Annotated in this window: 19 protein-coding genes; 3 read left to right on the top strand and 16 right to left on the bottom strand. The window is 73.4% G+C overall.

Features of this window, described 5'->3' with window-relative positions; translation table 11 throughout:
- Window positions 1-4: 4 nt before the first annotated feature.
- The 7 genes from ACFVHO_RS36500 to pqqA are packed head-to-tail and all read right to left on the bottom strand — an operon-like array spanning window position 5 to window position 5403.
- Window positions 5-796, bottom strand: a complete 792-nt coding sequence (locus tag ACFVHO_RS36500) for a Tat pathway signal sequence domain protein (protein ID WP_385724553.1) — start codon at window positions 794-796, stop codon at window positions 5-7.
- Window positions 797-803: 7 nt separating this feature from the next.
- Entirely contained in the window at window positions 804-2111 is a 1308-nt protein-coding gene (locus ACFVHO_RS36495) for a glycoside hydrolase family 105 protein (RefSeq protein ID WP_385724627.1), read from the bottom strand.
- Entirely contained in the window at window positions 2108-3202 is a 1095-nt protein-coding gene (pqqE, locus tag ACFVHO_RS36490; RefSeq protein ID WP_385724551.1) for a pyrroloquinoline quinone biosynthesis protein PqqE, read from the bottom strand. The genes ACFVHO_RS36495 and pqqE overlap by 4 nt, the downstream gene beginning before the upstream one ends.
- A complete protein-coding gene (gene pqqD / locus ACFVHO_RS36485; RefSeq protein WP_385724548.1) occupies window positions 3199-3546 on the bottom strand; it encodes a pyrroloquinoline quinone biosynthesis peptide chaperone PqqD in 348 nt (115 codons plus the stop codon). The genes pqqE and pqqD overlap by 4 nt, the downstream gene beginning before the upstream one ends.
- Complete coding sequence (gene pqqC, locus ACFVHO_RS36480) at window positions 3539-4363, bottom strand: pyrroloquinoline-quinone synthase PqqC (RefSeq protein ID WP_385724546.1); 825 nt, start codon at window positions 4361-4363, stop codon at window positions 3539-3541. The genes pqqD and pqqC overlap by 8 nt, the downstream gene beginning before the upstream one ends.
- Entirely contained in the window at window positions 4360-5271 is a 912-nt protein-coding gene (pqqB, locus tag ACFVHO_RS36475; RefSeq protein WP_385724544.1) for a pyrroloquinoline quinone biosynthesis protein PqqB, read from the bottom strand. The genes pqqC and pqqB overlap by 4 nt, the downstream gene beginning before the upstream one ends.
- A gap of 9 nt (window positions 5272-5280) precedes the next feature.
- The gene (gene pqqA, locus ACFVHO_RS36470) at window positions 5281-5403 is read right to left on the bottom strand and encodes a pyrroloquinoline quinone precursor peptide PqqA (protein ID WP_385724624.1); all 123 of its coding nucleotides are present in this window, start codon (window positions 5401-5403) and stop codon (window positions 5281-5283) included.
- Window positions 5404-5742: 339 nt separating this feature from the next.
- Between pqqA and ACFVHO_RS36465 the strand changes: the two genes are divergently transcribed.
- Window positions 5743-6525, top strand: coding sequence for an aldo/keto reductase (locus ACFVHO_RS36465; RefSeq protein ID WP_385724621.1), 783 nt, complete (start codon window positions 5743-5745; stop codon window positions 6523-6525).
- Window positions 6526-6594: 69 nt separating this feature from the next.
- Here ACFVHO_RS36465 and ACFVHO_RS36460 read toward each other — a convergent pair whose 3' ends face one another.
- From ACFVHO_RS36460 to ACFVHO_RS36445, 4 genes are read right to left on the bottom strand one after another with little or no spacing between them, the layout of a single operon-like run.
- Window positions 6595-10959: an SAV_2336 N-terminal domain-related protein gene (locus ACFVHO_RS36460; protein WP_385724541.1), complete on the bottom strand. Its 4365-nt coding sequence runs from the start codon at window positions 10957-10959 to the stop codon at window positions 6595-6597.
- Window positions 10949-12127: an AAA family ATPase gene (locus ACFVHO_RS36455; RefSeq protein WP_385724538.1), complete on the bottom strand. Its 1179-nt coding sequence runs from the start codon at window positions 12125-12127 to the stop codon at window positions 10949-10951. The genes ACFVHO_RS36460 and ACFVHO_RS36455 overlap by 11 nt, the downstream gene beginning before the upstream one ends.
- A 1-nt stretch (window position 12128) precedes the next feature.
- On the bottom strand, window positions 12129-13931 hold the full coding sequence (locus ACFVHO_RS36450; protein WP_385724535.1) for a trypsin-like peptidase domain-containing protein: 1803 nt from the start codon (window positions 13929-13931) through the stop codon (window positions 12129-12131).
- Window positions 13932-13939: 8 nt separating this feature from the next.
- Window positions 13940-14278 carry a CU044_2847 family protein gene (locus tag ACFVHO_RS36445; protein ID WP_385724533.1) on the bottom strand — a complete coding sequence of 113 codons (339 nt, stop codon included), beginning with the start codon at window positions 14276-14278 and terminating at the stop codon, window positions 13940-13942.
- A gap of 179 nt (window positions 14279-14457) precedes the next feature.
- On the opposite strand from ACFVHO_RS36445, the gene ACFVHO_RS36440 reads away from it, so the two are divergent.
- Window positions 14458-15159, top strand: coding sequence for a bleomycin resistance protein (locus tag ACFVHO_RS36440; RefSeq protein WP_385724531.1), 702 nt, complete (start codon window positions 14458-14460; stop codon window positions 15157-15159).
- Between the two features lie 76 nt (window positions 15160-15235).
- On the opposite strand, the gene ACFVHO_RS36435 is transcribed toward ACFVHO_RS36440, so the two are convergent.
- The 4 genes from ACFVHO_RS36435 to ACFVHO_RS36420 all read right to left on the bottom strand — a co-directional run bounded on the left by ACFVHO_RS36435 (window position 15236) and on the right by ACFVHO_RS36420 (window position 19310).
- Entirely contained in the window at window positions 15236-16246 is a 1011-nt protein-coding gene (locus tag ACFVHO_RS36435) for a class I SAM-dependent methyltransferase (RefSeq protein WP_385724618.1), read from the bottom strand.
- 268 nt (window positions 16247-16514) lie between these two features.
- Window positions 16515-17279: a class I SAM-dependent methyltransferase gene (locus ACFVHO_RS36430; protein WP_385724528.1), complete on the bottom strand. Its 765-nt coding sequence runs from the start codon at window positions 17277-17279 to the stop codon at window positions 16515-16517.
- A gap of 391 nt (window positions 17280-17670) precedes the next feature.
- Window positions 17671-18030 (bottom strand): 4a-hydroxytetrahydrobiopterin dehydratase, encoded by a 360-nt coding sequence (locus ACFVHO_RS36425; RefSeq protein WP_385724525.1) that lies wholly within the window; start codon window positions 18028-18030, stop codon window positions 17671-17673.
- A gap of 167 nt (window positions 18031-18197) precedes the next feature.
- The gene (locus ACFVHO_RS36420; RefSeq protein WP_385724615.1) at window positions 18198-19310 is read right to left on the bottom strand and encodes an ADP-ribosylglycohydrolase family protein; all 1113 of its coding nucleotides are present in this window, start codon (window positions 19308-19310) and stop codon (window positions 18198-18200) included.
- Between the two features lie 28 nt (window positions 19311-19338).
- On the opposite strand from ACFVHO_RS36420, the gene ACFVHO_RS36415 reads away from it, so the two are divergent.
- Entirely contained in the window at window positions 19339-20226 is an 888-nt protein-coding gene (locus tag ACFVHO_RS36415; protein ID WP_385724522.1) for a helix-turn-helix domain-containing protein, read from the top strand.
- 57 nt (window positions 20227-20283) lie between these two features.
- On the opposite strand, the gene dnaK is transcribed toward ACFVHO_RS36415, so the two are convergent.
- Window positions 20284-22278: a molecular chaperone DnaK gene (gene dnaK, locus ACFVHO_RS36410; protein WP_385724520.1), complete on the bottom strand. Its 1995-nt coding sequence runs from the start codon at window positions 22276-22278 to the stop codon at window positions 20284-20286.
- Window positions 22279-22536: the final 258 nt, after the last annotated feature.

Here is a 22536-nt window from a genome sequence, read left to right as displayed (position 1 = left end):
GTTTTCACACGAGTTGGTAGCCGCGCATGCCCGTCAGGAGCATGTACGTGTTCTGCAGTGAGCCCGAACTGTCGCCGAGGGAGCGGTAGATGCCCCACTTGGGCCGCACCCGGTCGGCGAGGAAGGTGTCGATGCCGGACCTCGACTTGTCGATGACGGTCGTGCCGCCGCTCTTGAGGATCCAGCGCACGGACCCCGACGAACCGTTGCCGATCTTGATCTGGAAGTCGACGTCGGTCCAGGTGTCGTGCAGCGGCTCCAGGTCGGTGCGGCCGACGAGGATGTCCTGCTCGAAGATCTTCAGCTCGATGGTCTGCCTGCCGTCGACCCGGCGCAGCGACTGCACGACGATCGGCGCGCTGCCCGCGCCGGGCTGCTTCATCTGCATGATGTGCGTGAAGCTCGTCGTCGCCTTCAGGGTGCTGGGCAGGAACATGCGGTAGGTGACCCGCCAGGTCTGGCCCTGCTGCCACTTCAGGAACGAGTCGCCGGTGCGGCAGCCGGTGACCTCGTGGCGCTGACGGTCGTCGCTGGTGTCGCGGTCGACGGTGTGCATCTGGAAGCGGAAGTTGTCGCCCTCGGCCTTGATGTGCGGCTTGGCCGCCGGGTGCGAGTTCGCGCGGTCGTCCTCCAGCGTCTCGAAGGCGCGCAGCCCGACGTCGCGGGCGGACGGGGACCAGCGCAACTGCCAGTCCGCGGCGGGCGCGGCGGCGGCCGGGAGACCCGCCGCCGTGGCGGCCGCGCCCGCGCCGGTGCCGAGCGCCGCGGCGAGGAGGGCTCTGCGGGAGGGGGTCATGAGGGGCTCACCTCTTCTTCCTGAGTTGCTCGTTCATGATCAGAAATGCCCCGAGGCCGTGGAAGTCGTTGGTCTGCCGCGGGCGGGCGATGTAGAAGGCGTAGTCGCCGACGTTGGTGCCGATGGAGATGTCCGTGAGGTCGGTCAGGCCGTCGGAGCCGAGGGAGATCTTCTTCAGGACGCCCGCGTGACCGCGCCGCGCGACGCTCTGGTAAGACGGCGAGACATAGCCCTGCTCGGCGGCGCGCGACAGCGCGAAGGTGAACATGCTGGAGCAGGACGTCTCCGTCCAATTGCCCTCCTGTGCCCCCTTGTTGACGACCTGGAACCAGCGTCCGGTGGCGGGGTCCTGGGCCCGCGCGATCCCCGCCGCCAGCTTGCGCACGTGCCCGAGCAGCTCCGGGCGTCCGGGGTCGCCGCTCGGGGTGGCGTCCAGGACGTCGACGGCCGCCATGGAGTACCAGCCGATCGCCCGGCACCACTGCTCCGGGGCGCGCCCGGTGTCCTTGTCGGCCCAGGCCGCGGTCCGCGACTCGTCGTAGGCGTGCTGGAACAGGCCGTTGTCGGCCTGGAGACGGCGCGCGTACACGTTGAGCTGCTCGACGGCCTCACGGTCGGTGTACGCCTCGTCGTCGAACTCCTTGCCGTACTCCACGAGGAACGGCGTGACCATGTAGACGCCGTCGGACCAGAGTTGGTGCGCGCGGCTCGCGGTGTCGGCGTGCCAGAAGCCGCCGTCCTCGGTGCGCGGGTAGGTCTTCAGACGGTCGCGGATCTTCCGGGCGGCGACGCGGTAGCGGTCGTCGCCGGTCTCGTGGTGCAGGATCACCAGGAGCCGCCCCGCCTGGATGCTGTCGAGGCTGTTGAACTTCTGCCCGATGTTCCCCTCACGGTCGACGAAGCGGTCGACGTAGCTCTTGATGTACGTCAAGTAGCGCTCGTCGTGGGTGCGTTGGTAGGTCCGGTACTGGCCGAAGAGGTAGAGGCCGACGGGGTAGGACCAGCCGCCGATGGTGGCGGGCGTGAACCGGGTCGTCGTCGAATCGACCATGGCGACGGACCAGTCGGTGCCCTGGGGCCGCGCGGTGGCCGCCCGGTCGGCGGCGGGCGCGCCCTCGGCCGACGCGGGCGCCGTCTGCGCGGTGAGGGCCGCGCACCCGGCGAGGACCGCGGCCAGGACGGCGCGGGCTCCCCTGAGGCGCCGCCGCGCGGGCGGCGCGCCGGGCCCGGACGACGCGGACGTGAACGGCGCGGACACGGCGGGCTCCGGCGGGGTCGGTATCGGTGAGGTGGGTGAGCTGGGGCGGCGCATCAGGTTCCTCCCTCGCGGTAGGCGTAGCCGGGGTGGTCCGGTGCGGGCCCGCGCGCCGCCTCGACCAGGGCGCGCACCACGCCGTGGTCGGGCGAGCGGTGGCAGGCGGGGTCCGTGCGGGCGGCGTCGCCGGTCAGGGCGTGGGCCTGGCAGCGGCAGCCGCCGAAGTCGACGGTGCGCAGCTCGCAGGAGCGGCAGGGCTCGCGCATCCAGTCCTCGCCGCGGTAGCGGGTGAACGCGGGCGACTCCCGCCAGATCCAGTCCAGCGGCCGGTCCCGTACGTTAGGGGCGTCCGCGCCGAGCAGCTCCGCCGCGGCCGGGCAGGGCAGCACCGTGCCGTCGGGCGCGACGGTCAGGGACACCGCGCCCCAGCCGCCCATGCACGGCTTGGCGGTGGCGTCCACGTAGTCGGGCGCGACCCACACCAGCTCCATCCGGCCGCCGAGCCTGACCCGCCAGCGCTCCAGGGTCACCCGGGCGCGGGCCACCTGCTCCGGGTCGGGAAGCAGCGCGTCGCGGTTCCGCAGCGCCCAGCCGTAGAACTGGGTGTTGGCCAGCTCGATCCGGTCGGCGCCCCAGTCGAGGCCCAGCTCCACGAGGGCGTCGAGGGCGTCGAGGTTGGCGCGGTGCAGGACGGCGTTCAGGCCGAGCGGCAGGCCGGCCTCGCGGACGAGCCGGGCGGCGCGCTCCTTCGCGCCGGTGGCCCGGGCCCCGGCGATGAGGTCGGCGCGTGCGGGGTCGGCGTGCTGCACGGACAGCTGGACGCTGCGCAGGCCCGCGTCGACGAGCCCGGCGAGGCGCGCCTGGTGCAGACCGACGCCGCTGGTGACGAGCTGGGTGTGGATGCCCGCCGCGTCCGCCGCCGCGACGATGTCACGCAGATCGCGGCGCAGCAGCGGTTCGCCGCCCGACAGGTGCGTCTGGACGACGCCCAGGTCAGCGGCCTGCCGCAGCACGTCAGCCCACTCGTCGCCGGACAGCTCGGCTGACCGACTGTTCAGTTTGACCGGGTTGGAGCAATAGGCGCAGCGGAGCGGGCAGCCGTGGGTCAGCTCGGCGAGGAGGGCCCAGGGCGGTTCGGGGGCAGGGTTCATCGCAGCCACCTCTGCGCCCGCAACCGGCCCAGGAACACCGGGACTTCGGCGCCGACCGGCGCGCCCGGGTGGCGCCGCTCCAGCTCCGCGACGATCCCGGCCACGTCGCGCTCCCCGTCGCACAGCGCCACGATGCTCGCGGCCGCGCCCCGCAGGACCACGACGCGCTCGGGCAGGAGCAGCAGGTCGACGCCGCGCACCCGGTCGTGGCGCAGGACGACGGAGCGGGCGAGGACGGGCCGCCAGTCGGGGCGCACGGGCTCGCCCTCGGGGGTGTCCGGGCCTTCGGCGCCGCCCGGCTCCCCGGCGACCGGCGCCCGATCGCCCACGAAGGCCTCACGCATCACCGTCCCCCTCCCCCGCGCCCCCGTCGGCCACCCGGCCGGAAACCGCACCGGACGCCCCGCCGGAAACCCCTCCGGAAGCACCCCCGGACGCCCCGTCGACCGCGTCGAGCAGCGACCACAGCACATCGCACTTGAAGGCGAGCGCCGCCACGGCCCGCTCCTGCTCCTCGCGGGTGCGGGCCCAGGCGCGGACCAGGCCGAGGGCCTCCTGCCCGTCCCGGCCGCCCTGTCCGACCCGGCCCCGGAAGTAGGTGAGGCCCTCGGTGTCGATCCACGGATAGTGCCGCTCGAACGCGGTGATGCGGGTGCGCATGAGGTCGGGCGCGGACAGCTCGGTGAGCGAGGCGGCGACGGCGTCGAGCGCGGGCCGCAGCCGGCAGAAGTTGACGTACCCGTCGACGGCGAGCCGCACCCCGGGCAGCACCCGGGAGGTGTCCCACAGCTCCTCGCGCGCGATGCCCGCGGCCTCGCCGAGCCTGAGCCACCGCTCGATGCCGCCCTCGCCGGGGCGCTCCCCGTCGTGGTCCCTGATCCGCCGCGACCAGCCCCGGCGCAGCGCGGGGTCGTCGAACTTGGCGAGGATCAGGGCGTCCTTGACGGGGATGTGCCGCTGGTAGTGGAAGCGGTTGGCGATCCAGCGGCGCAGCTCGGCCCGGGTCAGGGTGCCTTCGTGCATGCGGACGTTGAAGGGGTGGCGGTCGTGGTAGCGGGCGGCGGAGACGGCGCGCAGCCGCTCGGTGAGTTCGTCGGGGGTCCAGGAATCCCGGTCAACTTCTGTCCTGGACTCCGCGTCGGTCCTGTCGGTCGTGGTCACAGCTCGATCACCATCCGGTCCTGCGCGACTTCGAGCCCCCAGTCGGCGAGTTGCTTGTGCTGCTCGGCGCTCGGGTCGCCGAGCGGGTTGGTGTTGTTCAGGTGCGTGTAGAGGCACCGTCCGGGCAGCCCGGCGAGCCGGTGGGCGGTGCCGCCGGGTCCGGCGATGGGCAGATGGCCCATGCCGGTGGCCGTGCGGTCGCTGAATCCGGCCCGTCGGGGTTCCTCCTCGTCCCAGAAGGTGCCGTCGACGAGGACGACGTCCGCCTCGCGGGCGGCCTCCTCGAAGGCGTCGGTCCAGGCGGCGAGCGCCGGGGCGTACAGGACGGTGCGGCCCGTCCCGGTGTCGGTGAGGCGCAGGGCGACGGACCAGGCGCCGTCGTCCGGGCCGAGGTCGGCGGCGTAGCGCGGCCGCTTGGCCGAAATCCGCACCGCGGCGACCCGCACTGCTGAATGGTCGTTCAGTTGCCGCCCCGCGGCCGTGAGTTCGTGCCAGCGCGTGCGCGTGTACGGGCCGAGCACGGCGCCGAGCCCGAGGCGGTCGCGGACGGCGCCCAGCACGGGCGTGGTGGCGAGCACGTCGACGCCGTCGCGGGCCTCCCGCAGCCGGGCGATGCCGAGGGTGTGGTCGAGTTCGGCGTCGGTGAGGACGACGCCCGCGAGCGGGGAGAGCCGGGTGTCGGCGGTCGGCCCCGCTTCGGGGAGCAGACCGGGGCAGGCCTCGATCTGTTCGCCGATGTCGGGGGTGGCGTTGACGACGTACCAGCGGCCTGGGCTCGCGCGCAGGGCGAGCGAGGCGTGCAGACGGCGGCGTTCCGGGTGGGCGCGTGCCCCGGCACAGCCGGGGCACGCGCAGTTCCACTGGGGGAGTCCGCCGCCCGCCGCGGTGCCGAGCACCTGGAGCAGCATCGGGCGGGTCTACCGGTCGGCGAGGCGGTACGCGGTGACCTCGAGCGAGGTCTCCACGACCGTGTACTCGGGGGTCTGCCAGCCGGTGGGCCCGGCCTCCGGGGAGACCGGAGTGACCTCCGACGTCTCCATCTCATGAGTGTGCATGTGCGTGTTCCTACCTTCCTGAAAAGTGGGGGTTCAGGAGCCACTGGGACACTTCGCCACGCATGCGCATAGGGTGTTCACATGGATGGCCTGCGTTCAGCGACGTGCAACAGAGTTGCGTCATGGCGGGACGCGGTCAATGGTTCGGACCGATAAGGTCGGAGCTATATCTAGCCATTCTCAGGGCGCCGGACAGCGGGAACGCCACGCCAGGAATGCGACACGGGCCCTGATCGTTGACCATGGACGTACCACCCGACGACGTATAAGGATCGAGAGCTCGTGAGCAAGGTCCCCCCGATCATCCTGAACAACGGCATTGAGATGCCGCAGCTGGGCTTCGGTGTCTGGCAGGTGCCGGACGACGAGGCGGAGCGGGCCGTGGCGACGGCACTGGAGTCCGGGTACCGCAGCATCGACACGGCGGCCGTGTACGAGAACGAGGCGGGCACCGGCAAGGGCATCGCCGCCTCCGGAATCGACCGCGACAAGCTCTTCGTCACGACGAAGCTCTGGAACACGCAGCAGGGGTACGACTCGACGCTGCGCGCGTTCGACACCTCCCTGGAGAAGCTGGGCCTGGACTACGTCGATCTGTACCTGATCCACTGGCCGATGCCGTCGGCGGACACCTACATCGACACGTACAAGGCCTTCGAGAAGATCCTCGCCGACGGCCGCGCCAAGTCCATCGGCGTCTCCAACTTCCTTCCGGAGCACCTGGACCGCCTGATCGACGCCACGTCGGTGATCCCGGCGGTGAACCAGATCGAGCTGCACCCGCACCTCCAGCAGCGCGCCTCCCGTGAGTATCACGCCGAGCAGGGCATCGCCACGGAGGCCTGGTCGCCCCTCGGCCAGGGCAAGGGCCTCCTGGAGGTCCCGGCGATCATCGCCATCGCCCAGAAGCACGGGCGCACGCCCGCGCAGATCGTGCTCCGCTGGCACCTCCAGCTCGGGAACGTGGTCATCCCCAAGTCGGTGACCCCCTCCCGCATCAAGGAGAACATCGACGTGTTCAGCTTCGATCTTGACCCGGAGGACATGGCGGCGATCAGTGCGCTGAACGAGGACCGGCGGCTCGGGCCGGATCCGGCGGAGATGTAGTTCTGGTCGTTCCCGCCGGTCCTCGCGGACAGGTGACTTCCGTGGACCACCTGCGTCGGCCCTTCGGGGTCAGCGCAGGTGGTCCAGTTCTTCGCGGATCCTGAGGGTTTCGGGGTGGTCCGGGCCGAGTGCGGGGCCGATGTAGTTCTGGGCCCACTCCAGCAGGAGCCGGGCCTCGGGGACATTCCCCACGGCGGCGCAGTGGTTCACCACCCTGCGGTACGTCACGACGGCGCTCTGCGTGTCACCGGCCTCCGCGTACAGCCAGGCGACCCGCCGGACCGCGGCGAGCGTCTCGGGGTGCAGCGCTCCCAGCGAGACACGCCGCAGTTCCAGTGCCTCTCGGTAGGCGTCCACGGCCCGCCGCAGGTCGTCGGCGTCCAGGTGGACGCGGGCCAGCGCTTCGAGCGTCACGACGGTGCCGAGGTGCTGTCGGCCCAATGCCGCGGTCCTCAGTTCAAGGACCCGTTCGTACAGCGTGAGCGCGTCCGCTGTGTTGCCGACCTCGCGCAGGGCACCGGCGAGCAGGTCGTATGACCGCCAGGTGTCGGCGTGTCCGTCCCCCAGCGTCCTGACGCGGGCGTCGAGGACCCGTTCGTGGAGCGCGATGGCCTCTCCCCAGGACCCGGCCGAGCTGTGCGTCTCAGCGAGGGTTTCGGCCGTGCCCAGAGTCTGCGGATGGTCCTCGCCCAGTGCGGCCTCACGGGCGGCCAGCGCCTCCTCGTACAGAGCGGTCGCCCGCTCCCAGTTCTCGTCCCGCGTGTACACGGCCGCGAGCCGCTCCCGCAGGACCAGGGTCTCCGGGTGCGCCGCACCACGCAGCGCCGTGCTGTGCGCCAGCGCCTCCCCATACGACTCGATCGCCCACGGCAGGCCGCGCCTCGATCCGGCGTACACGTACGCCAGATCGCTCATGGCCTTGATCGTCCGTGGATGGTCCTCCCCGAAGGCACGGCGGCAGGCGGCCAGCGTCCACGCCGCCTCGCTGCGTGCCCGCACGTAGTCACCCACCCTGTAGTCGGCGGCGGAGAGCTTGCCGCGCACGTCGATCGTGAGCGGGTGGTCGTCGCCCAGAACCCTGACGCACTCGGCCAGGGTGTCCTCGTACAGGGACACCGCCTCTTGCCCGTTCTCCTCAAGACGGACGTCCGCGAGACCCGCACGTGCGGCAAGGGCGTGCTGTTCGTCCTGCGGGTACCTCTCCGTGCCGAGCTGGTACACGGCCTCGAACTGCTGCTGGGCCTGCGGCACGGAACCCTGTTCCAGGTACGTCGCCGCGAGTTCGAGCCGGAGCTCCAGGGTCTCGCTCTGCCCCGCACCCAGCACCCGGCCCAGCGTGAGCACCGTGCTCTCGTACAGCGCGACGGCCCGCCGCGCGTCCCCCGCCGCGCGGTACGCCCCCGCGAGCTGCCCGGACGCCGCCAGGGTCTCGGGCGCGTCCGCCCCGGAGATCCTGCGCCGGCTCTCGACGGCACGCTCCAGCATGCCGACGGCCCGGTCCGGCTGGCCTTGGGCGAGGACGTATCCCGCCGCCAGCGCGAGCGAGGAGGCGAGCGGCGCGGAGTCGTCCTCGGGCCGGACGTGCTCCGCCAACGCGAGGACGTGCGGCAGCACTTCGCGCCAGCGGGGCCAGGTGTAGACGGCGTTCGGGTCCCGCGGCAGGGTGTTGGCGAGGCAGACGGCGGCCTCGGCGCGGGCCCAGGTGACGGCCTGGCGGCTCCGGGACGGGGTGGAGTCGTCCGCCGTGCGGACCGCGGACTGGACCCCGGGGCGCACCCGGATCGCCTCGTCGTCGACGTCGACGAGGTCGAGGCCCTCCAGGAGCCGCAGGGCGCCTTCCAGCTCCCGGGCGCCCGCCATGCGGGACACCACCGAGCGCGGTACGGGATCGGGTGCCAGCCACGCGAGCATGTTCAGGAGTCGCGCCGCCAGGGGATCCTCGGACGCACGCACCACCTGCCGCAGCCGGGACATGACGTCGCGTTCGGGACCACGCCCGATCAGCGTCCGGTACTCCTCCACGGAGATTCCGGCGCGGGCGATGTGCGCGGCGGCCTGTGTCACCGCGACCGGGTGGCAGCCCAGTTGCTCGCAGAGGGCCGCCGCGCCGTCCAACTCCGCCCCCTCCCCCGCCCGCCGGGTCAACAACTTGACGGCATCCGGGAGTTGCAGCACGCCGAGGGGCACAGACGTCAGGACGATGTCGTGGTCCTTGACGAGCGTGGGAGCCCATCCGTCCGCGATCCGCGTGGTCACCAGGACCAGGCCCCCGGGGCCGAGTCGAGCCAGGAGTGCTCTCAACTCGGCGGGGTCGCGCACGTCGTCGAGAGCGAGCACCCAGTCCGACTGCGAGGCGAGCCACTGGACGGCCCATTCGGTGCCTTCGGCCCGGGACAGGCCACCCACGGAAGGACTCACCCCGAGAGCCAGCGCCAGCAGGCCCTCGTCGACCTCCTCCGGTGAGTCCGCGCGCACCCACCACCAGGGAGCCCGCGGGCGGTCCGGAGCGTTCCTCCGCATCCAGACGGCCGCGAGTTCGGTCTTGCCCACGCCCGCCGCGCCGTGGACGACGACCACACGCAGCCCGGAGGAGGAGACGTCCCTACCGAGGAGGGCCGCGTCCAGGTCGTGGAGTTCCCCGGACCGGCCGACGAACGTGCTGCCGCGCCTCGGGATGTTCACCATCTCCAGCCCGGCAGGCGGGGGCGGCGCGGGGACTCCCTCCTCTGCCACCTCCCCTTCCACCGCCACCGGCCGCTCCACCACCGCGATGGCCCTTCCCCGCAACAGCCCCAACGCCTCCTCACTCACCAACGCGAACGGCTCCCCCGCCACCCCAAGGCCCCGGCTCCCCGCCCCCTCCGCCACGGCCACCACTGCCCGGAACGCACGCGTCGCCGAGCCCGCGCGGGCCTCGATCTCCGCGCCGATGCGGCCGAGGAGTTCGGCGACGGCCAGGGACTCGGGGCGCGGCAGGGTCTGGAGGAGGGCGCTGCGGGCTCCGGGTACGAAGTCGTAGAGGCCCCGGGCCGGGTCGACCGGTTCCAGGAGGCCGCTCAGGAGCACCTCGGCGAGGTCGCTGGGCCGGGAGCCGGGGGTGACGCGCTGCTGGATGAGGCGCATCACCGGCAGCGCGGGCACCGAGAGGGCGACGTGGGCCGCGAGGTCGGCGGCCGTGGGCGAGGCGGCCGACTGGAAGCGGAGGATGCGTTCGGTGATCGGCAAGTCGCCCTCGTCGGCGACTGGTTGCTCCTGCGGGTGGGAGTGGGCGGTGACGTAGGTGACGGCCGTGTCGCGGTGGTGGTCGCCCTGGGCCATGAGGAGTCCGGCCCAGTCGGCGAGCCACTCGGGGTCGAGTTCCAGGACGGGGACGGGGACGGCTCCGGTGGGGCGGCGGGCGCGGCCGTCGTGCGGGGTGAACCGCAGGGCCGTGTTGGGGGCGCCCGCGCGGGAGGCGATGGCGCGGCCGGGGACGGCGGGGGCGGCGGTGCGCCGCCAGAGGCGTTCGGGGAGCGGCTGGAGGAGGGCGGTGGGGCCGCGCCCGGCCCACAGGTGCAGGGCGGGGCCCGCGCGGCCGCCCCACCAGTGCGGGCCCGAGCAGTCGCTGAGGACGAGGACGACCTGACGGCCCGTCGGGTCGGTCACGGCGGCGGGGGCGATGGCGGGGCCGTGGGGCGAGGAGCGCACGCCGACGCGCGTCCCGAGGTCGGCGAGGTGCCACACGCGGACGTCACGGAACGCGCCGGTGCGCTGCATGGCTTCCCGCAACTCCCGTACGAGGGGCCGCCACACGGTCATGGCCGGGCCGGTGTCGACGACGAGGGCCAGGCTGAACAGGCGGTCGGTGGCGGGCACCAGGACCGGGGCCCATGGGAGGGAGCCGGGGTGTTCCGCGGCGCGCGCGGCCGTCGCCGCCTCGTCGAGGACGCGGCGGCGCCGGTCGGGGACGCGCTGCTTCAGGGGGCGCAGGGCGCGCTGGATCGCCAGTTCGTGGCGCAGGGCCTGTGGGGCGGGTACGAGGACGTCGTCGGCGTCGGCGCCGGGGTGGGCGGGGCCGCGCGGGAGGTGCAGGGCGGCTCTGGGGGCTCCGGAGGCCTTGAGGGCGGTGTCGGCGGCGGTCGCGTGGGCCGGTCCGGGGCCGTCGTGGCCGGGGCTGTCGTCGGCGACGGCACCGGACCCTCCGGCGCCCGCCGCTCCCCCGTCTCCGCCCTCTCCACCGATTCCCCCGGATCCGGGTCCGTGGCCGCCGGGACGTCCGGGTGTGCGGGCGCCGCCGACCCCGCTCCCCTCGCCCAGCGGCGACAGCGGCCCGCCCCCGGCACCGTCCTGGCCCGGCGGCAGCCGCTCCGCGAGCCACAGCATCTCGGCGAGGTCCAGCGGCGTGACGGACGGCCCGAGGGCGGCAAGGAGGTCCCGGAGCCGGTCAAGCGTCATCGGACCGCGTCGCTTCGGCGGTCAGGAACGGCATCACCTGGTCCGCCAGCTCCGCGACGCTCTCGGGCGGTTCCGTGAGGGCCGCGTGGTGGCACATGTAGATGGCGTTGAGGAGCTGGTCGTTGGCGAGGAGTCCGCCGCTGCGCCGGTCGAAGAACCGCTGGATGACGTCCTGCACCCCGGCCGGGAGCGTGCCGTCCGCGTCCTCGACGACGGGGCCCAGGTGCTCGCGGACGATGGCGGTCAGCTCGTCGAGGGTCGCGGGCTGCTTGAGGTCCACGGTGACGCAGCGGCGCAGGAACGCGGGCGGGAACTCGCGTTCGCCGTTGCTCGTCATGACGACGAGGGGGAAGGCCCGGCAGGTGACGGTGCCGTCGTGGATCTCGACCCGGTCCTTGGTGCTGTCGGCCGTCATGACCCGGGCGGTGGGTGCCGCGCGGCGGGCCAGCTCGACGAGTTCGTAGGAACCCTTCTCGAAGATGGTGAGCAGGTCGTTGGGCAGGTCGATGTCGCTCTTGTCGATCTCGTCGACGAGCAGGACGCGGGGCCGCGCGAACGGCAGCAGGGCGGTGCCGAGGGGGCCGAGGCGGAGGTAGTCGCCGATGTCGTCGCCCGCCGGGCCGCCGCCCCCTGCCCGATCGCCGTCAGCACCGCCCGGCGCGTCGCCCACCCCGTTGCCGTCCGCTCCCCTGCCGCCCGCCCCGATGCCGCCCGTGCCGTCGTACCGTGCGCGTTCGGCGGCGTAGAGGCGGGTCAGGGGGTCGTACGCGTAGAGGCCGTCGCGGAGCGTCACGCGGCTGGTGATCGGCCAGTGCAGGACCTTGCCGAGGCCCAGCTCGTGGGCGACGGCGTAGGCGAGGGACGACTTTCCGGTGCCGGGGGCGCCGGTGACCAGGAGCGGCCTGCGCAGGTAGAGGGCGGCGTTGACCTGGCGGACGGCGTCGGTGCTCGGGCGGTAGCTGACGGCCGCGTGCTGGTTGCCGGAGTCGCCGGGCGGGGTGGGCAGGGGCGGGCCGCCCTTGAAGGTCCGCCAGGGCGGCGGGGCCGGGAGGCGGGTGATGCCGTCGTGGGGGGTGCGGGTGCCGGAGTAGATCTGCCAGGAGGTCGGGGGGCCGGAGGGTGAGGTGTGCGGCGGCGGGTCGGACGAGGTCGGCGGCGGCGAAGGCATCTCAGGCGCTCCCTTGGTTGCCCCTTGGGCTCACCACGGTGTTCCCCATGGCCAGCCGTGGATCAGGATCAGGCATGCGTCCCGGGTCGTCCCAGAACAGCGTGAGGTGGTGCCCGTGGTGATCGGCGCCCCCCTTGTGCGGAGAGTGCGCCTCCTTGCGCATCCTCATGATTTCCAGGGGCAGTTGGTCGGGTTCCAGAGTGGAAACGGCTTCGGTGAGCCGGTCCAGGAACGCCTTGGGCGCGCACGTCGCGTGGCCGTCGTCGGCGCAGTCGTACCGCCGCCACAGCATGATGGGCACGCCGGTGCTGAGGGCGGCATCGAGCCACTCGACGTCGGGCCGGGCGGCGTACGCGAGGGCGCACAGGTCACGGTCGGCGTCGAGCCAGCCGTAGAACTGGTCGTAGCCGTAGGGCAGTCCGCAGTCGACAGGCACGGGCCGGGTCTCGCCGCGGGCCCGGACGGTCTCCCAGCGTTTGCGGATGTCTCCGAGGGTGGTCCCCAACCTCAGGTGTTCGGGGTACCGGACGACGACGGGCACGGTGCGCATGGGGCGGGGCCGGGCGGTACCCGGCTCACGGATGTGCCACTCCTCGTACGGCTCGCTCATCAGCGCAGGCGGCACGACGAACTCCAGCATCCAGTCGAACTCGCGGATCTTGCCGACCTGTTCGGCGAGCAGCGCCTCGACGCGCGCCCGGAGCTGTTGGCGGCGGATCGGCACGGGCTCGCCCCCTCCGAACCGTACGCCGTCGACGACGGTGGACACGGACAGCTCCAGGCCGGCGCCACGCGTCATGCGCTCGGCGCGGAACCTGACGAAGCAGGTGGGAGAAGGCATCTCGGCCGGCGCGCCCGCACCGAGCCCCTCACCCAGTTCCCCTTGCAGCCCGCCGTGGGGTCCCGCGCCGGGCTCCCCCTCCTCCCTGGACATCCACCGCCGCGCCCACGCCGCGATACCCGGCCTGCAGCCACCCGGCGACCACCGCGCGAGTTCCCGCAACAGCCGGGCGAGCCGGTCCTCGCCGGTCAGCACCTCGGCCACGTACCGGACCGCCTGCCACACCGACCGGAGGGGCGGCGGATCGCGCCGCAGCGTGGGAAAGGCCCGCCGCACCACCAACTCCAGGATGCCCGGCTCGACTTGTACGCCGTCGAACAGGGCGCGCAGCTCGCGTCGCGGCTCGGTCGGCAGCCAGTCGAGGGGCAGCAGGTCGTCCAGGTCCTCCCAGTGCCGGCGGATGACCTCCAGGGAGAGCATCCGGCCCAGGTAGCCCTCCTGGTCGCCGGCGAGCACCGCGTCGGTGACGATGCCGACGACCTGGCGGGACTCGATGTCGTACACGGCAGATCCACTGAACCCCTCGTCCAGGCGTTGGAGATGGGCTTGCTCGACGTCCATCTCCAGCCACTCACCGCCCAGTTCCCGGTCCTCGCTGGTGCGGAGCGTGACGTGGGTGCCGTTCTCCTCGTGCCCGCGCGGGAAGCCGAGGGCGCGCAGTACGTACGCGGTGCGCCCGGCGCGCGGCCGCAGCGTGCCGAGCGGGGCGAACACGCAGGCCGGTACGCGCAAGGGGGCGTCGAGCGTGAGCACCGCGATGTCGCCGGGGTCGCCGAGCCGCCGCCAGTCCCCGGACCAGGACACGGTGGCCCGCAGCCCGTCGGCGTGGCCGGGCAGCGCCACGCGGATCTTGTGCAGGCCGTCGACGACGTGGGCGCAGGTGATCAGCCGGGTGCTGTCGACCAGCACGCCCGCGCCCAGCGGCGCACCGCCGACCGTGCCGATGCGGGCACGCCAGTGCATGTCCGCCATTATTCGCCTTGCGCGCCCTCACGGGACCAGGTCAGTTTCACGGTCAAGTGCCCCTCGGCCGCGGTCTTGGCGATGACGGCACCCGCGGCCGCGCTCAGCTTGACCCCGAACTCCAGGGATATCTCATCGGGGTCGAGCGCCTGCGTACGGAAGGTCCGCAGGGCGGAGAGGGCGGCGCCGCGCACGTTGTCGAGCGCCGACTCGAACCGGCCCTCCACGTCGTGGATCTCGCCGTTGCCGTCCCGGCGCGACACGGACTTGTACCCCGGGTCCCTGGAGTCCACCTCCACGACGACCGGCCCCTCGTCCGATTCCCACCGCATCAGCTCGTTCGCCATGTCCGCCCCCCTGGGTCAGGTGTCCCGTTCCCTTCCCTCCACGATCCCTCAACACGTGCGCCGATACTTGAGAGTGGGCAAATACGTCTCCCATTCGTCGCGGGTGAGTCCACCGGACCGCGTCTCGCCAAAGGGCAACCCCTCCCTTCACCTATTCAACTTTGACTAGACTGACCCGCATGGCCGAGAAAACCATCCCCCTCCTGCCCTGCCAGACCGTCCAGCCGGTCGTCGACTTCTACACCGCCCTTGGGTTCGAGACGACGTACCTCCAGAAGAGCCCGTACGCGTACGCCGTCGTCGAACGCGGCACCGTGGAGCTGCAGTTCTTCGGCATGAAGCAGTACGACCCGGCCGAGTCGATCTCGGGTTGCTACATCCTCACGGACGACGTGGACTCCCTGCACGCCGCGTTCCGCGCGGGGCTCAAGGCCGCGTACGGGAAGATCCCCAGCCGGGGGCTGCCGCGCATCGGGCCGCTCAAGGACATGTCGTACGGAGTGCGGCAGTTCCTGATGACCGACCCGGCGGGGAACAGCATCCGCGTCGGACAGCAGATCAGCGAGGATCAGTCGCACCGGCCCGCGCCGAAGGAGACCTTCGCGCGGGCCCTGCACATCGCGGACGTCTTCGTCGACTCCAAGGAGGACCTGGCGGGCGCCGCGAAGGTCATCGACCGCGCCCTCGGGCTCACGGACGAACGGCCCACCCCCGCGCAGCATGTGCGGCTGCTCGTGCTGCGCGGGGACATCGCCCAGCGGCTCGGCGAGGACGCGCTCGCGGGGCAGTTCCTGGAGCGGGCCGCCGGGGTCGGGCTCACGGAGGAGGAACGGGCGGAGGTGCGGGACGCGTTGGTGCGGTTGGAGGAGTTGCGGGGGTGAGGGGGTGAGGGGCGGTGGAGGGTGAGGGGTGAGGGGCGGCGGGGTTGCCCCGGTGCCCGGCTCACCCGCCCCGGGCCTACGCCTCCCGGACCGCCACGTGCACCGTGTGCGCCGTCAGCAAGAACAGGTCGGTGCGCCGGTGCAGGCTCTCGGGGTCCTGCGGGTCGAGGAGGCGGTCGAGGGTGGCGCGGTCGTCGGGGTCGAGGATCGGGTTCTCGGCGTCGGCGGCGAGATCGCGGTAGCGGCCGAAGGTGGTGACGATGTGGTCCCGGGCCGCGTCCTCCAGCGGCGCGGGCAGGTCGACGAGGAAGCTGCGCGTCGCCACATGGCGCAGGCCGGCCGCCGTGAGCAGCTCCGCCCAGTCCTCCCTCGCCTCCTTCGCGCCCGGCAGGTCGGCCCGCATCCGCGCGAACCACTCCTCGTTGGCCGCGTCCAGGCGGGCCTGGAGCCCGGGGCGGCCGATGCCGAAGTCGCGCGGCAGGCTGCGCGGCGCGAGGCCCCCTTCGAGGATCGCGAGCGTACCGCCGGGCGCGAGCCGGTCGGCGAGCGCCGTCAGGGCGGCCACCTGGTCGCCTACGTGGTGCACGGAACGCGCCGCCCAGACGAGGTCGGCGGGCGGCAACTCGCCCAGGCCGTCAGGGAGTTCCGCGCGGTGCGTGCGCACCCGGTCCGCGAGGCCGAGGCGGGCCGCGCGCTCCACCGTGCGCGCGAGGAGCGCCTCCTCGGGGTCCGCCGCGATCACCTGGGCCTTCGGGAACACCTCGGCGAACAGGCAGGTGACGACGCCGGGGCCGCTGCCCGCGTCGACGATCAGCGAGGGGTCGCCGTCGGCGGGGCCTCCGTCGGCGGCGGGGTTCCCGCCCGCGCGTGCCGCGCGCAGGTCGCGCAGCCAGGCCGCCACCTCGCGGTAGACGGGGGCCGTGACCTCCGCGTTCTGCTCCAGGACGGGGGCCATGACGGCCCAGTCGATGTCGGCGTGCCCATGGCTGTGGCCGTGCCCGGCCCCATGGCCGTGCCCGTGGCCCGCCCCGTGGTCGCTCCCGCGCTCGGCCCCGTGCCCGTGCTCCGTGCCCGCTCCGTGCGCCACACCCTCACGTTCCGCCACCGTCACCGCCGCCTCTCCTGCGTTCTCGGCGCTTCCGCACCCCTTCGTGGTTACGTCGTCAGCCTGCTCCCCCTTCCTCGATTTCGCCCAGTGGCGTTGCCGTTTCGGCAACAAGGTGTCTGGGAGGGGGGTGGCTCCGCGCGACGCGGAGGTCCGCCTTAAGGCCCAGCGGCGCCGGGGGCAGCGTGAGAATCCGGGGCCCAGGGGGCGCGCGGGCCCCGCTCCCGGCCTTGCCCCCTGCCCCAGCGCGTCAGCCCAGCGGCTTGCGGAACGCCAGGAGCGTGAACTGCGGGTCGGGGCGGCAGACTTCCTGGTCCGGGAGTTCCGCCAGGCGGCGCGCGAAGCGGTCCGCCATGGGGCTGTCCGGCGGGACGCTGGTGAACCAGCCGCGGCGCAGGTCCTCGACCGTGCTGCGAGGGCTGCGGCCCTGGCCGTGGCCCCGGAAGCGGGTCCGGCCCGCGCGAGTGAGGCCGTACGCGGTCGCGTACTGCTCGACGCGGTCCGCGCCGTCCACCGGTGAGCGGACGGGACGGCCCGCGAGCACCGCGTCGATGTCGCTGCCCACGTCGTGCGCGGCGGCCTTGTCGACGGTGGTGACGAGGACCCCGCCGGGCCGCAGGACCCGCGCGCACTCCCCGACGACGGCCGCGGCCTCGTCCGGGTCGGACAGCAGATGCAGCAGCCACACCGCCGACGCCGCGTCGAACGTGCCGTCGCGGAAGGGCAGGCGGCGGCTGTCCCCGAGCACGATGGCGCCGGGTACGCGGCTGGCCGCCATCCGCGCCATGGCGGGCGCCGCGTCCACCCCCACCACCCGCAGCCCCGGCCGCTCCGCGAGGCACCGCGTGACCAGACCCGTGCCGCAGGCCACGTCGAGCAACGCACCGGTCCCCGAGGGCGGCGCACCGGTTCCCCGCGGCAGCAGCGAGAGCACCGCGTCGGCGGCGGCCACGGCCCGCGGCTCACCCCCGCGCGACGCGTCGTACCGCACCGCCTCCTTGCCGTAGTCGAGCATCAGACACCCGCTCCGTGCGTGGCGTGGCCCCTGCCCGGCCCCGGCCCCGGCGGACGGCTTCCGGCGGGCCGTGAACCGGGCGGTCGCCGCATGGCCGTGACGGGACCGGGCGGTCGTCGCCGCACAGCCGCGACCGGACCGGGCGGGCGCCGCACAGCCGTCACCGGACCGGGCGGGCGCCGCAAGGCCACGACCGAACCAGACGAGCGCCGCACAGCCACCACCGAACCCGACAGGCACCGCACAGCCGTCACCGAACCCGGCAACCCCCGCACAACCGCCACCGAACCCGGCACCCCCCGCTCGACCACGTCGGAAAGCCCCCCAGGAGCCAGCGCACATTCCGCCCCGGCAGCCCGCACCGGCCCACCCCACTCCGTTCCGTCCCGCATCATTCCGCTCCGTGGCCCGTCGCCAGCGCCTCGACCCTGCGGGCCAGTTCGAAGTCGAGGTCGGTGAGGGCGCCGCCCGCGCTGTGGGTGTTCACGGCGAGCGCCACCGTGTTGTAGCCGAGGGTCAGTTCGGCGTGGTGGCCAAGTTCCTCCTGGACCTGGGAGACGTGCACGACGAAGGCGGTCGCCGCGAAGTGCGAGGGGAGGCGGTAGGCGCGGGTGAGCTTCACCTCGGCGGCACCGGATCCGGCGGAGGCGTCGGCAGCACCGGCCTCCGTGCGGCCCGATGTGAGCGACCAGCCGGGAAGCTCGGCGAGCCGGTCCTCGATCTCCTTCTGCGACAGCGGTTCGAGAGGCATGGCCGCGCTCCTTCCTGCGTTTGTGCCGGTGGGGACCTTGTCGTGCCAGCGTGCCACAGCACCTGCCGGGCGGAGCGTCGGCGGCACGCCTCTACGGGCAGCCGCCGCACACATCCGGCCGCGCGGCCGATGCCCCCGCCGCACGACCGCTCCCGCCCGGCAGGCCCTCAGCGCCGTACGCACTCGCCCGACAAGTCGTCCGCCACCGCCGCGATCACCGCGCGCCCCTCGGTCAACCGCAGCCACTCCTGGGGCAGTTCGTGGTCGCCCCGCAGCGCGCCGATGAGGTTGCCGCAGACGGAGCCGGTGGAGTCGCTGTCACCCGAGTGGTTCACGGCGAGGAGCAGCGCGTCCTCGACGCGGGGGGTGACGAGGGCCGCGTACACGCCGATGGCCAGGGCCTCCTCGGCGACCCAGCCCTCGCCAAGGGACTCGACGCGCTCCGCGCTCGGCTCGCCCGCGGCGGCCAGGTCGACGGCGGCGGTCAGGGCGGTCGACGTCTCCTCGTGCCCCGCGTACCGGGCGAGCAGCCGCAGGGTGCGCAGGACGGCGCCCTCCAGGGAGTCGCCCTCGACGAGGTGCGCGACGATCGCGGCGAGCGCGCCCGCCGCGTAGTAGCCGGTCGGGTGGCCGTGGGTGATCTGGGCACAGCGCGCGGCGAGTTCGAAGGCGCGGTCGGCGGGGGCGCGCGTGAGTCCGAAGGGCGCCGAGCGCATGACGGTGCCGCAGCCCTTGGACTCGGGGTTGACGCGGCCGCGCGGGCCGAGCTCCAGGGCGGGGTCGGGCGCGTACCCCTGCGCCGCTCCGCTCAGGCAGGCGTTGCCGGGGGCCCGCCGGGCGTACAGCCAGGCCTGGGAGCTGAGGTCGGCGGGGTGCGGGGGTCCCTGCGGGGTGTCAGCAGGGTCGGTGCCGGGCTTCGGCCGGGGTGCGGGGCCCGGCTTGTGCTGGGTGTCCAGCCAGCGCAGATACGCCTGCTGCACCAGCCTCGGCGCCGCGCCCCCGATGCCCTTGCGGCGCTCGCGGGCGTGCGCGGTCCGCAGTGCCTCGGCGGTGAACAGCGTCATCTGCGTGTCGTCGCTGATCCGGCTGAGGCCCGCCGCGTCGGCCACCGGCCCCCGCAGTCCGCGTGGGCCGTGCGCGGCGCGGATGGCGTCGAGGGAGCTGAACTCGACCGCGTACCCGAGCGCGTCACCGACCGCGCCGCCGAGCAGACAGCCGCGCACCCGGGCCCGGTACGCGACGGTGGCCTCCCACGACAGCGGGTCCCACGGATTCGTCATGCGCTCCTCCTCGATTACCGTCTTTGCCATGCCAACTGTCGCGCCTCGCCGTCGGAACAGTGAAGTCGGCCCCCAGAACACCAGGACCAGCCGGGCCGAGAGCCCACGCGCCGCCGCGCCGTCCGGTGCCGCCGAACCGTCCGAGGTGGGCGCGCTGCTGCGCGCCTGGCGCGAGGAGCGGCGCGTCAGCCAGCTGGACCTCGCCCTGCGCGCGGACTCCTCCGCGCGCCACATCAGCTTCGTCGAGACGGGCCGCGCCAAGCCCAGCGAGGACTTCGTCCTGAAGCTCGCCGAGCACCTGGACGTGCCCGTGCGCGAGCGCAACGCGCTGCTCCTCGCCGCCGGGTACGCGCCCCGCTTCAAGCAGACCCCCCTCGACGACCCGTCGATGGCGACGCTGCGCGCCGGTCTCGAACAGCTCCTTCAGGGCTACGAGCCGTATCCGGCGCTGGTCGTCGACGCGACGTACCAGGTGGTCGCCGCGAACAGCGGCATCGCGATGCTCCTCGACGGAATCCCCGAGGACCTGCTCGAACAGCCGCCGAACGCGATGCGGCTCGTCCTGCACCCGCGCGGCCTCGCCCCGAGGATCCGCAATCTGCGGGAGTGGCGCGAGCACCTGCTGCACCAGATGGGGCGGCAGATCGCCCTGCACCGGTCGGCGGAGCTGAAGGCGCTGTACGACGAGGTGGCGGCGTTCCCCGTGGCCGATCCCGGCGAGGACGCGGCCGCCGACGGGCAGGTGGCGCCCTTCGCGCTGCCGCTCAGGATCGAGCACGAGGGCCGGGTGCTGTCCTTCGTGTCGTCGATCTCCACGTTCAACACGCCGATGGACGTGACCGTCGCCGAGCTGGCCATCGAGACCCTGCTGCCGGCGGACCCGGCGACGGTCAAGTACCTCCAGTCGAAGGCGTAGCGGGCCGCCGGGCGCCCCCGGGAGCGGCGGCCGGGCCCTGGCGGGTGCCGGCCGCCGTCAGGTCCGCGGCGGCCGGTCGTCCTTGCCGCCGCCCCGCCCGGGGCCACCGCCCGGCCCCGTGCCGTCGTCCGCCCGCTTGCCGCCGTCCGGTTCGTCGTCCACGATCTCCGCCTCGACGACGCCCTCGTCGGCGCCGCCCCGGGCCCCGGTGGCGTCCCCCTGGGGCGGGGCGTCCTCGGCGCCGCCGCTCTCCGGACCGGGATGACCGGTCTGGCCGCCCTGGTCGGCCTGCGCGGCCGCGTACATCGCCTGCCCCATCCGCTGGCTGACGGCGGCGAGCTTCTCCGCCGCGGCCCGGATGGCGAGGGTGTCGTCGCCGGCGAGCAGGGGCTTCAACTCGGCCGCCGCGGCCTCCACTTCGGCCTTGGTGTCGGCGGGGATGCGCCCGTCCTCGCCGCCGTTGTCCCGCAGGAACCGCTCGGTCTGGTAGAGGAGCTGTTCGGCCTGGTTGCGGGTCTCGGCGGCCTCGCGGCGCTTGCGGTCCTCCTCGGCGTGCGCCTCGGCCTCGCGGACCATGCGGTCGATGTCGTCCTTGGGCAGCGCAGAGCCGCCGGTGACGGTCATGCGCTGCTCGCGCCCGGTGGCCTCGTCCTTCGCGGAGACGTGCATGATGCCGTTGGCGTCGATGTCGAAGGTGACCTCGATCTTCGGCACGCCGCGGGGCGCGGGCGGAAGCCCGGTGAGGTCGAAGACGCCGAGCTTCTTGTTGTACGCGGCGATCTCGCGCTCGCCCTGGAAGACCTGGATGCCGACCGAGGGCTGGTTGTCCTCGGCGGTGGAGAAGGTCTCCGAACGGCGCGTGGGGATGGTGGTGTTGCGCTCGATGAGCTTGGTCATGATGCCGCCCTTGGTCTCGATGCCGAGGGACAGCGGCGTCACGTCGAGCAGCAGGACGTCCTTCACGTCGCCGCGGATCACGCCCGCCTGGAGGGTCGCGCCGAGTGCCACGACCTCGTCGGGGTTGACGCCCTTGTGCGGGTCCCTGCCGGTGAGTTCCCGCACCAGGTCGCCGACGGCGGGCATCCGCGTGGAGCCGCCGACGAGGATGACGTGGTCGACCGCGGCCAGCTCGACCCCGGCGTCCTTGACGGCCTGGTGGAAGGGGCGCTTGCAGCGGTCGAGGAGGTCGGCGGTCAGCTCCTGGAACTGGGCCCGGGTGAGCTTCTCGGCGAGGTGCAGCGGGCCGTCGGCGGACGCGGTGACGTAGGGCAGGTTGATGTCGGTCTCGCTGGACGAGGACAGCTCGATCTTCGCCTTCTCGGCGCCTTCGCGGAGCCGCTGCAGGGCCATCTTGTCCTTGCCGAGGTCGATGCCGTGCGCGTTCTTGAACTGCCGTACGAGGTGCTCGACGACCCGCTGGTCCCAGTCGTCGCCGCCGAGCTGGGTGTCGCCGTTGGTGGCCTTGACCTCGATGACGCCCTCGCCCATCTCCAGGAGCGACACGTCGAAGGTGCCGCCGCCGAGGTCGAAGACGAGGACGGTCTGGTCGTCGCCCTTGTCGAGGCCGTAGGCGAGGGCGGCGGCCGTCGGCTCGTTGATGATCCGAAGGACCTTCAGGCCCGCGATCTCCCCGGCCTCCTTGGTGGCCTGGCGCTGGGCGTCGTCGAAGTACGCGGGCACGGTGATCACCGCGTCGGTGACGTCCTCGCCGAGGTAGGACTCGGCGTCCCGCTTGAGTTTCTGCAGCACGCGGGCGGACAGCTCCTGGGCGGTGTAGCGGGTGCCCTCGATGCTGCCGGACCCGCTGTCGGGGAAGCGCCAGCTCCCGTCGCCCATGTGGCGTTTGACGGAGCGGGCGGTGCGCTCCACGTTGGTGACCGCCTGCCGCTTGGCGACCTCGCCGACGAGGACGTCGCCGCTCTTGGCGAAGGCGACGACCGACGGAGTGGTGCGGGCGCCCTCCGCGTTCGCGATGACGGTGGGCTCACCGCCCTCCAGGACGGCCACCACCGAGTTCGTCGTCCCGAGATCGATCCCGACCGCACGTGCCATGACCAACAACCCCTTCCGACGCGGCGCTACTTCGCCCTCCAGCACAAAACTTGAGCGGGCCATTGTCAATGCCGCGTACGGGGGCGGGGTGTGCGGGCGGGGCGCGCGGCCGGGGCGTCCGGTGCCGGACATGGCGGAGCCGCCGACCGATGGCTCCGGTCGGGGGGGCCGCCCCGGTCGTGCGGGGGGTCAGGCCAGCGTGGGCGAGAGCGGGATAGTCGTGGCCCGGTGCGCCGGGCTGTCCGGGGCGGTGGCCGT

It is taken from the genome of Streptomyces sp. NPDC127108 (assembly GCF_042677545.1).
GTDB lineage: Bacteria > Actinomycetota > Actinomycetes > Streptomycetales > Streptomycetaceae > Streptomyces.
Note: the sequence above shows the minus strand (reverse complement) of the source record. Positions and strands in the feature narration are given on the sequence as shown.

Excerpts from the sequence above, each read along its gene's own strand:
- ACFVHO_RS36500 (WP_385724553.1), bottom strand. The coding sequence starts at position 796 with ATGACCCCCTCCCGCAGAGCCCTCCTCGCCGCGGCGCTCGGCACCGGC.
- pqqE (WP_385724551.1), bottom strand. The coding sequence starts at position 3,202 with ATGAACCCTGCCCCCGAACCGCCCTGGGCCCTCCTCGCCGAGCTGACC.
- pqqD (WP_385724548.1), bottom strand. The coding sequence starts at position 3,546 with ATGCGTGAGGCCTTCGTGGGCGATCGGGCGCCGGTCGCCGGGGAGCCG.
- pqqB (WP_385724544.1), bottom strand. The coding sequence starts at position 5,271 with ATGCTGCTCCAGGTGCTCGGCACCGCGGCGGGCGGCGGACTCCCCCAG.
- pqqA (WP_385724624.1), bottom strand. The coding sequence starts at position 5,403 with ATGGAGACGTCGGAGGTCACTCCGGTCTCCCCGGAGGCCGGGCCCACC.
- ACFVHO_RS36465 (WP_385724621.1), top strand. The coding sequence starts at position 5,743 with ATGCCGCAGCTGGGCTTCGGTGTCTGGCAGGTGCCGGACGACGAGGCG.
- ACFVHO_RS36460 (WP_385724541.1), bottom strand. The coding sequence starts at position 10,959 with ATGACGCTTGACCGGCTCCGGGACCTCCTTGCCGCCCTCGGGCCGTCC.
- ACFVHO_RS36455 (WP_385724538.1), bottom strand. The coding sequence starts at position 12,127 with ATGCCTTCGCCGCCGCCGACCTCGTCCGACCCGCCGCCGCACACCTCA.
- ACFVHO_RS36450 (WP_385724535.1), bottom strand. The coding sequence starts at position 13,931 with ATGCACTGGCGTGCCCGCATCGGCACGGTCGGCGGTGCGCCGCTGGGC.
- ACFVHO_RS36445 (WP_385724533.1), bottom strand. The coding sequence starts at position 14,278 with ATGGCGAACGAGCTGATGCGGTGGGAATCGGACGAGGGGCCGGTCGTC.
- ACFVHO_RS36440 (WP_385724531.1), top strand. The coding sequence starts at position 14,458 with ATGGCCGAGAAAACCATCCCCCTCCTGCCCTGCCAGACCGTCCAGCCG.
- ACFVHO_RS36430 (WP_385724528.1), bottom strand. The coding sequence starts at position 17,279 with ATGCTCGACTACGGCAAGGAGGCGGTGCGGTACGACGCGTCGCGCGGG.
- ACFVHO_RS36425 (WP_385724525.1), bottom strand. The coding sequence starts at position 18,030 with ATGCCTCTCGAACCGCTGTCGCAGAAGGAGATCGAGGACCGGCTCGCC.
- ACFVHO_RS36420 (WP_385724615.1), bottom strand. The coding sequence starts at position 19,310 with ATGACGAATCCGTGGGACCCGCTGTCGTGGGAGGCCACCGTCGCGTAC.
- ACFVHO_RS36415 (WP_385724522.1), top strand. The coding sequence starts at position 19,339 with ATGCCAACTGTCGCGCCTCGCCGTCGGAACAGTGAAGTCGGCCCCCAG.
- dnaK (WP_385724520.1), bottom strand. The coding sequence starts at position 22,278 with ATGGCACGTGCGGTCGGGATCGATCTCGGGACGACGAACTCGGTGGTG.